Origin of the sequence: Roseateles sp. (assembly GCF_019237615.1) — a bacterium.
GTDB lineage: Bacteria > Pseudomonadota > Gammaproteobacteria > Burkholderiales > Burkholderiaceae_C > Pelomonas.
Window position 1 is genome coordinate 111,942 of sequence record NZ_JAFAGT010000012.1, and the last position, 7,957, is coordinate 119,898.

General features: G+C 68.0%; 8 protein-coding genes. 6 read left to right on the forward strand and 2 right to left on the reverse strand.

Features of this window, described 5'->3' with window-relative positions; all coding sequences use genetic code 11:
• Window positions 1–10: 10 nt before the first annotated feature.
• Together JOY88_RS02500 and JOY88_RS02505 are read right to left on the reverse strand one after the other, a co-directional pair.
• The gene (locus JOY88_RS02500) at window positions 11–1,249 is read right to left on the reverse strand and encodes a porin family protein (protein ID WP_293500098.1); all 1,239 of its coding nucleotides are present in this window, start codon (window positions 1,247–1,249) and stop codon (window positions 11–13) included.
• On the reverse strand, window positions 1,239–2,627 hold the full coding sequence (locus JOY88_RS02505) for an undecaprenyl-phosphate glucose phosphotransferase (protein ID WP_293500100.1): 1,389 nt from the start codon (window positions 2,625–2,627) through the stop codon (window positions 1,239–1,241). Before JOY88_RS02505 ends, JOY88_RS02500 begins: the two co-directional genes overlap by 11 nt.
• A 125-nt stretch (window positions 2,628–2,752) precedes the next feature.
• Here JOY88_RS02505 and JOY88_RS02510 point away from each other — a divergent pair, with 125 nt between their 5' ends.
• From JOY88_RS02510 to JOY88_RS02535, 6 genes are all read left to right on the forward strand, one after another.
• The gene (locus JOY88_RS02510; protein ID WP_293500102.1) at window positions 2,753–3,298 is read left to right on the forward strand and encodes a hypothetical protein; all 546 of its coding nucleotides are present in this window, start codon (window positions 2,753–2,755) and stop codon (window positions 3,296–3,298) included.
• A complete protein-coding gene (ubiB, locus tag JOY88_RS02515; RefSeq protein ID WP_293500104.1) occupies window positions 3,295–4,857 on the forward strand; it encodes a ubiquinone biosynthesis regulatory protein kinase UbiB in 1,563 nt (520 codons plus the stop codon). Before JOY88_RS02510 ends, ubiB begins: the two co-directional genes overlap by 4 nt.
• 65 nt (window positions 4,858–4,922) lie before the next feature.
• Window positions 4,923–6,386, forward strand: a complete 1,464-nt coding sequence (locus JOY88_RS02520) for a high affinity choline transporter 1 (RefSeq protein WP_293500106.1) — start codon at window positions 4,923–4,925, stop codon at window positions 6,384–6,386.
• 53 nt (window positions 6,387–6,439) lie between these two features.
• On the forward strand, window positions 6,440–6,745 hold the full coding sequence (locus tag JOY88_RS02525) for an FmdB family zinc ribbon protein (RefSeq protein ID WP_293500108.1): 306 nt from the start codon (window positions 6,440–6,442) through the stop codon (window positions 6,743–6,745).
• 12 nt (window positions 6,746–6,757) lie between these two features.
• Window positions 6,758–7,438 carry a DUF502 domain-containing protein gene (locus JOY88_RS02530; RefSeq protein ID WP_293500110.1) on the forward strand — a complete coding sequence of 227 codons (681 nt, stop codon included), beginning with the start codon at window positions 6,758–6,760 and terminating at the stop codon, window positions 7,436–7,438.
• 85 nt (window positions 7,439–7,523) lie between these two features.
• Window positions 7,524–7,957 (forward strand): OB-fold nucleic acid binding domain-containing protein (locus JOY88_RS02535; RefSeq protein ID WP_293500112.1); only part of this gene is annotated, 434 nt, incomplete at its 3' end.

Genomic DNA, 7,957 nt, shown 5'->3' on the forward strand with positions numbered 1-7,957 from the left:
CATCAATTCATCAGTAGACGATGGCTTGGCCCGTGCAGCCGTAGCTGCTGGCGCCGTAGATGTACTGCGGCACGCTGCTGTCGCGGCTGGCGTGGTTGTACTGGCAGGTCAGGCTGAGGCCGCGCGAGAACGCCCAGCTTAGTCCCAGACCATAGGCTTTGTCATTGTCGAAAGCGTCCGCGAGCTGGATGCCGGCGTCGCTCGCGCGGTGGCTGCGATTGAGATTGAAGTTCGCATTCAGGCTCAGCTTGCCCGTCAGCGCATAGCTGCCGGTGAGGCGCCAGCTGGTGTAGAGGCGGTTCACGTCCGTCGTCTGGCTCGTGCTTTCCTGGCCGGTGTCGCGCGAATACTGCGCACCCAGCTGGATCTTTCCGGTGGGCCGCCAGGTCCAGCCGATCGCGCCGGTCGTGCCGCTGAAGTTCCGCAAGTTGTCCAGGCTGTGCTTGAGCTGGCTGCGGCTCAGGCGCGTGTTCAGGCTGCTGCTGCCGCCGGTGTCCCAGCTGGTCGTGAAGTCGACGTCGTTGCGCGTGTAGTGGTCGACCTCGCTGCGGACCTCGAACTGCAGCGTGGCTGGGTTGAAGACCACGCCCACGGGATAGCGCGGGTACTGCCCCTGGGTGTGGCGCCCCACCAGGCCCAGCTTCAGGTTGCCGCCCGGCGTCGCGTAGACGCCAAGCTGGCTGGTGTCCTGGCGGAAGGCGAAACGGTCGTACTCCGGGGCGCTGAAGTCGCGCTGCTTGTGCGACCAGCCGCCTTCTAGCGAATAGCGCGTCAGCATCCCCAGGCGAACCAGCGCGGCGTACTCGTCGTTGCGCTCGGTGTTCTTCTTGAAGATGGGGGTCACGCCGCCGCCGATGTTGAAGTCGGCCAGCGCGCGGCTGGACGTCGCGCTGAGCGTGCCCGACAGGTTGCCCAGCGTCTGCCAGGCCAGCGCGCTGCGCAGCGTGTAGGACTGGTTGTCCAGGTCACGGTTGCTGCTGTAGCGGTTGTTCTGCAGCAGCCCGTCCACCGTCACATGCTGGCGGCCGAAGCGCTGGTCCAGGCCAGCGAGCAGACCGGCGCTGACGACGGTGTCGCTGTTGTTGGCGTTGGCCTGCCGGAAGACGTTGGAGACGTGCGAGACGCCCAGGGAGCCGCCGGCATAGAACGGCGTCACGTCATCGGTCTGGGCCTGGGCGGATGCGGTCAGGGCCGCGGCCGAGGTCAATGCCGCCAGCGTGATCCGGCGGCAGGGGGGCTTAATAGGCATGTCGATCGAACACCACCAGCCTCACGGTGCGCAGGATGATCTGCAGATCGAGGGCCAGCGACCAGTTGCGCAGATATTCCAAATCGTATTCGACGCGTGCGACCATCTTGTCGATGGTGTCGGTCTCGCCGCGCAGGCCGTTGACCTGGGCCCAGCCGGTGATGCCGGGCTTGACCTTGTGCCGCACCATGTAGGCCTTGATAAGCTTGCGGTACTCCTCGTTGTGCGCGACCGCATGCGGGCGCGGGCCCACGATGCTCATGCGACCTTGCAGCACGTTGATGAACTGCGGTAGTTCGTCCAGCGAGGTGCGACGGATGAAGGCGCCGAACGGCGTGATGCGCGGGTCGTCCTTGGTGGCCTGCTTGACGACGCTGCCGTTGTCCAGCGCACGCATGGAGCGGAACTTGTAGACGGTGATCTCCTCGCCGTCCAGGCCGTTGCGGCGCTGCCTGAAGATCACGGGGCCGGGCGAGCTCAGCTTGACGCCCAGGGCCAGCAGCAGAAGCAGCGGCGAGATCAGGAGGAGGATGAGCGCGGCCAGCACCATGTCGCTGAGCCGCTTGACGAGCTGGTTGGTGCCCGTGAACGGGGTTTCGCAGATGCCGACCACCGGCACGCCGTTCATGTCCTGCAGCCGGCCCTGGATGATGCTGATGCCGAACACATCGGGCACGAAGAAGAGAGACGCCGTCGTGCCCTGCACCTGCTCCAGCAGCGCGACGATGCGCGGCTGGGAGCCCAGCGGCAGCGTGATGTAGACCTCGCGCACGCCCTTGTCGCGGACGAAGTCGCTGAGCTGGGCCAGCGTGCCCAGCAGGGCGGCGCCGGCCTCGGGGTGCAGGCGCTCCGGGCTGCGGTCGTCGAAATACCCGAGGCAGATGACGCCCTGGGCCTCACGCAGCGCGCGAGCCACCTTGTGGCCCAGCGGCCCGGCACCGACGACGACGGCCGTGCGGCGTGCGCCGGGATCGCGGGCCCGCCACTGCTGGACGCGGCGGCCTGCCTCGGTGGCGGCGATCTGCGCGATGGGCGTGATGAGCGCCCACCAGAGCAGCACCTGGTTCTCGAAATAGTGCAGGCTGTTGGTCGCGTAGCCGCACAGCAGCAGGATGCCCAGCAGCACCAGCCACGACGACAGCACGTCGACGAAGGCGCTGGCGGGGTGGTCGCCGAAGCGGTTGCGGCCCGGGAAGGTGAGGGCGAAGATCAGCAGGCACAGCGTCAGCGCCGGGCGAAGCACGGGCTCGCCGAAATGACCACTCACGAGGAGGAAGGTCAGAACGATGACACCGGGCTCGAGGAAGGCGGCGATCAGGGACTCGACCGACTGCGGTGCGCTGTAGAACGTCCTCTTGTAGCTGCGGTCCTCAAACATCGGTTCGGCGCGCCCCGACGGGGGCCCACGGGGCTGGAAAAGCGAACCGGGATTCTCCACCATCAAATTTGACGGTTGATGCCGTCGCGTCCCTCGTTCAGGGTCCGCTGCCTACAATCTTCGCCATGTCTTCTCCCTGGCCCATGCCACCCCTGCCGTCGCTCACGCCGCTGCTGATGCCGGCCCTGCAGGACCGTCTCGTGCTGCTGATCAACCATGTCGTCTCGCGCGAGCCCATCGCGGCGCAGCGCCTGCGGCCGCTGGCCGGGCGCGGCCTCGTCGTGCATCTGGCGCGCTGGCCGGCCCTGCTGCCGGCCGCGCCGGATTTGATACTGGGTGTGACACCGGCCGGGCTGTTCGAGCGCCTGGACACCGCACCGGCCGGCCCGGGCGGCCTGCGCATCGAGATTGACGCCGCCAACCCGGCCAGGTTGGCCCTGGGCGCGCTGAGCGGCGAGGCGCCGACCGTCGGCGTGCAGGGCGACGCCGCCTTTGCCGGCGAGATGCACTGGCTGATGGACAACCTGCGCTGGGACGTCGAGGACGACCTGGCCGGCATCGTCGGGCCGCTGGCCGCCCGCCAGCTGGCCCAGTTCGGCCGCGCGCTGCGGCGTTCTCTGTCTGGCCTGGCCCAGCGTTTCGCGACGACGACGTCCGGCGGCGCCGCATGAGGTTTGTCTCGCGGCTGCTGGTCATCCTGTGGACGGTCTGGCGCTTCGGTCTCGATGACCTGGCGCTGTCGGGCCTGCGTCGGCGGCGCTTCCAGCTGCTGCGCCGCCTGACGCGGCTGGGCCGGCGCTGGCGGCAGCCGCGCGGCGTGCGGCTGCGCCTGGCGCTGGAGCACCTGGGCCCCATCTTCGTGAAGTTCGGTCAGGTGCTGTCGACGCGGCGCGACCTGCTGCCGGCCGACGTGGCGCTGGAACTGGCCAAGCTGCAGGACCGCGTGCCGCCCTTCCCGGCGGCACTGTCGCGTGAGATGGTGGAGCGCGCCTTCGGCCGGCCGCTGGAGGAGCTGTTCGCCAGCTTCGACGCCGAGCCGGTAGCCAGCGCCAGCATCGCGCAGGTCCATTTCGCGACGCTGAAGGATGGTCGCGAGGTCGCCGTCAAGGTGCTGCGCCCCGGCATGCTGGACGTCATCGACGACGACCTGGCGCTGATGCGCCAGCTCGCCGCCTGGATCGAGCGCTTCTCCGCCGATGGCCGGCGCCTGAAGCCGCGCGAGGTGGTCGCCGAGTTCGACACGTATCTGCACGACGAGCTGGACCTCGTCCGCGAGGCCGCCAACGCCGCCCAGCTGCGCCGCAACATGGAGGGCCTGGACCTGGTCATGGTGCCCGAGATGCACTGGGACCTGTGCAGCTCCGAGGTCATCGTCATGGAGCGCATGAAGGGCGTGCCCATCTCGCAGCGCGCCGTGCTGGAGCAGGCTGGCATCGACATCAAGAAGCTGGCCCGCGACGGCGTGACCATCTTCTTCACCCAGGTCTTCCGCGACGGCTTCTTTCACGCCGACATGCACCCGGGCAACATCCAGGTCAGCCTCGCGCCCGAAACCTTTGGCCGCTACATCGCGCTGGATTTCGGCATCATCGGCACGCTGACCGAGGTGGACAAGGACTACCTGGCGCAGAACTTCATCGCCTTCTTCCAGCGCGACTACAAGCGCGTGGCCGAGTTGCACATCGCCTCCGGCTGGGTGCCGCCCGAGACGCGAGTCGATTCGCTGGAGAGCGCCGTGCGGGCCGTCTGCGAACCGCATTTCGACCGTCCGCTGAAGGACATCTCGCTGGGCCAGGTGCTGATGCGCCTGTTCCAGACCTCGCGCCGCTTCAACGTCGAGATCCAGCCCCAGCTGGTGCTGCTGCAGAAGACGCTGCTCAACGTCGAGGGCCTGGGCCGCCAGCTGGACCCAGAGCTTGACCTCTGGGCCACGGCCAAGCCCTTCCTGGAGCGCTGGATGAACGATCAGGTCGGCTGGCCGGCGTTCAACAAGCAGCTCATGAAGGAGGCGCCTCGCTTCGCCCAGCTCATCCCCGAGCTGCCGCGGCTGCTGCACGACGCGCTGAAGCAGCAGGCCCAGCGCGGCGGCGACGCGGAGCTGCGCGCGCTGGTGCGCGAGCTGCGCAGCACCAACCGGCTGCTGTCCGGGCTGCTGTGGGGGGCTGCCGGCTTTGCGCTGGGCATCATGCTGGCGTGGCTGGCGTTGCGCTTTCACGACCTCGGCCTTTAGGTCGCCGCCGTCACGCCGCCTTCATAATCCGCGCCGTTTTCCGGCCCAATACCGTTCCCACGCCCATGAACACCACGCTCATCGTCTTCGTCGTGCTCTATCTGCTCGGCACGCTGGGCATAGGCGTCTGGGCCGGCCGGCACATCAAGAACACCAGCGACTTCGCCGTCGCGGGCCGCAGCCTGCCGCTGGTCATGGTGGTGACGACCACCTTCGCGACCTGGTTCGGCGCCGAGACGGTGATGGGCATCCCTGCCCGCTTCGTGCAGGGCGGCCTGCACGACATCGTCGAGGACCCCTTCGGCGCCGGCCTGTGCCTGGTGCTGGTGGGCGCCTTCTTCGCCGCCAAGCTCTACCGCAAGAACCTGCTGACCATCGGCGACTTCTACCGCCAGCGCTTCGGCAGGGGCGTGGAGATCTTCTGCTCGCTGGCCATCATCCTCAGCTACCTGGGCTGGGTGGCCGCCCAGGTCACGGCGCTGGGCCTGGTGTTCTCCATCCTGACCAACGGCGCGATGAGCCCCGAGATGGGCATGGTCGTGGGCGTGCTGGCGGTGCTGATCTACGTCGTCATCGGCGGCTTCCTGGCCGTGGCCTGGACGGACTTCGTGCAGATGATCGTGCTGGTCATCGGCCTGAGCGTCATCGCGGTGTTCTCGGCCGGCCTGGCCGGTGGGGCCGGTGCGGTGCTGCAACTGGCCGCGCAGAAGGATCTCGGCCGCTTCCTGCCCAAGCCCGGCTTCACCGAGATGGCCATGTTCATCGGCGCGGGCCTGACCATGATGCTGGGCTCCATCCCGCAGCAGGACGTGTTCCAGCGCGTCATGTCCGCCAAGGACGCCAAGACCGCGCAGCGTGGCGCGATGATCGGCGGCTTCAGCTACATCGCCTTCGCCTTCGTGCCCATGTTCATCGTGCTGGCCGCCGTCGTCGTCATGGGCGACAAGGCGCTGGACCTGGCGCAGAACGACTACCAGCGCGTGCTGCCCACCTTCATCATGGGCCACATGCCGCTGACCATGCAGATCCTGTTCTTCGGCGCACTGCTGTCGGCCATCAAGAGCACCTCGTCGGCCACGCTGCTGGCGCCGACGACCAGCTTCGTCGAGAACATCCTCAAGCAGATCCGCCCCGGCATGACTGATCGCCAGCAGCTCGTCGCGATGCGGGTGACGCTGGTCATCTTCGCGTTCTGCGTGCTGATCTACGCGATCGCGCTGCAGGGCACCTCCATCTACGAGCTGGTCAGCGCGGCGTACCAGGTCACGCTGGTCGCCGCCTTCGTGCCGCTGGTGTTCGGGCTGTACTGGAGCCGTGCGACGACACAGGGCGCGGTGTTCTCCATCTTCGCCGGCGTGGCCGTGTGGGTGGTGTTCTTCCCGCAGATCACGACCTGGGGCGAGCTCTTCCCGGGCCAGCTCGCCGGCCTGCTGGCCGCGCTGGTCGGCATGGTGGCCGGCTCGCTGATGCCGCAACTGCTGACCGACCGCCGCGAACACGTCAGCCATCACCTGTCGCCGCACGGCTGAGTGCGGGCGCCTGTCGCTAAAATGGCGGGCTTTTCGCCTTCGAAGACCTCGCCATGCCGATCTACGCCTACCGCTGCAGCGCCTGTGGCCACGCCAAGGACGTGCTGCAGAAGCTGTCCGACGCGCCGCTGACCACCTGCCCGGCCTGCGGGGCCGAGAGCTTCTCCAAGCAACTGACGGCCGCCGGCTTCCAGCTGAAGGGCTCGGGCTGGTACGCGACCGACTTCAAGGGCGGCGCCACGGCGGGCGCGGCCGGTGCCGCGGCTCCGGCGGACGCTGCAGGCGGCGACGCGCCCAAGGCCGAGGCGGCAGGCAGCACGTCGTCCACCCCCTGCGGCGGCTCCTGCGCCTGCCACTGACCGGCCAGTTCCGTGGGCGCCTCACTCCGCAAATACCTGGTCGCCGGCCTGCTGGTCTGGCTGCCCCTGGCCATCACCATCTGGGTTCTGGCCCAGGTGCTGGACGTCGTCAACGGCGTCTTCGGGTCGCTGCTGGCCGCGCTGGCCCTGGTCATGCCTGCCTCGCTGCGCGACGGGCTGCTCGAGCTGCGCCACGTGCCCGGCCTGGGCGTGGTCATCCTGACCGGCGGCCTGCTGGCCACCGGCGTCCTCGTCGCCAACATCTTCGGCCAGTGGCTGCTGACGCAGTGGGACCGGCTGATGTCCAACATCCCCATCGTCAAGAGCATCTACAGCTCGGTCAAGCAGGTGTCGGACACGCTGTTCTCCAGCAGCGGCAATGCCTTCCGCGAAGCGGTGCTGGTGCAGTATCCGCGCGAGGGCTCCTGGACCATCGCCTTCGTGACGGGCACGCCCAGCGGCGAGGTGGCCTGCCACCTGGCGCAGGAGCACGTCAGCCTCTATGTGCCGACGACGCCCAACCCCACGTCGGGCTTCTTCCTCATCATGCCGCGCGCCGACGTCAAGCCGCTGCAGATGACGGTGGACGAGGCGCTGAAGTACATCATCTCCATGGGCACGGTGGCGCCCATGGCGCATTCCGGCGATCCCTGCGGCGGGCCGGACGAGGCCGCGCGAAATCAGCCGGGTTGAACGCCCCGGCAGGCGTTCAATCCTGAGAGCCGAGCGAGCTCATCAGTGCCCACAAGACACCCCTGCAAAGAATTCGGAGAACCTCATGCGTACCTGCTATGCCGGCCAAGTCAGCGAAAAGCTGCTCGACCAGACCGTGACCCTGATGGGCTGGGCCCATCGCCGCCGCGACCATGGCGGCGTCATCTTCATCGACCTGCGCGACCGTGAAGGCCTGGTGCAGGTCGTCTGCGACCCCGACCGCGCCGACATGTTCAAGATCGCGGAGGACGTGCGCAGCGAGTACTGCCTCAAGATCGTTGGCAAGGTGCGCGCCCGCCCGGCCGGCACCGAGAACGCCAACCTCGTGTCCGGCAAGATCGAGGTGCTGTGCCACGAGATCGAGGTGCTGAACCCGTCGGTGCCCATCCCCTTCCAGATCGACGAGGACAACCTGTCCGAGACGACCCGCCTCACGCACCGCGTGCTGGACCTGCGCCGTCCCTACATGCAGAACAACCTGATGCTGCGCTACCGCGT

Bases quoted from the DNA above. Each gene is read 5' to 3' on its own strand.
- JOY88_RS02500 (WP_293500098.1), bottom strand. From the start codon at position 1,249: ATGCCTATTAAGCCCCCCTGCCGCCGGATCACGCTGGCGGCATTGACC.
- JOY88_RS02505 (WP_293500100.1), bottom strand. From the start codon at position 2,627: ATGTTTGAGGACCGCAGCTACAAGAGGACGTTCTACAGCGCACCGCAG.
- JOY88_RS02510 (WP_293500102.1), top strand. From the start codon at position 2,753: ATGTCTTCTCCCTGGCCCATGCCACCCCTGCCGTCGCTCACGCCGCTG.
- ubiB (WP_293500104.1), top strand. From the start codon at position 3,295: ATGAGGTTTGTCTCGCGGCTGCTGGTCATCCTGTGGACGGTCTGGCGC.
- JOY88_RS02520 (WP_293500106.1), top strand. From the start codon at position 4,923: ATGAACACCACGCTCATCGTCTTCGTCGTGCTCTATCTGCTCGGCACG.
- JOY88_RS02525 (WP_293500108.1), top strand. From the start codon at position 6,440: ATGCCGATCTACGCCTACCGCTGCAGCGCCTGTGGCCACGCCAAGGAC.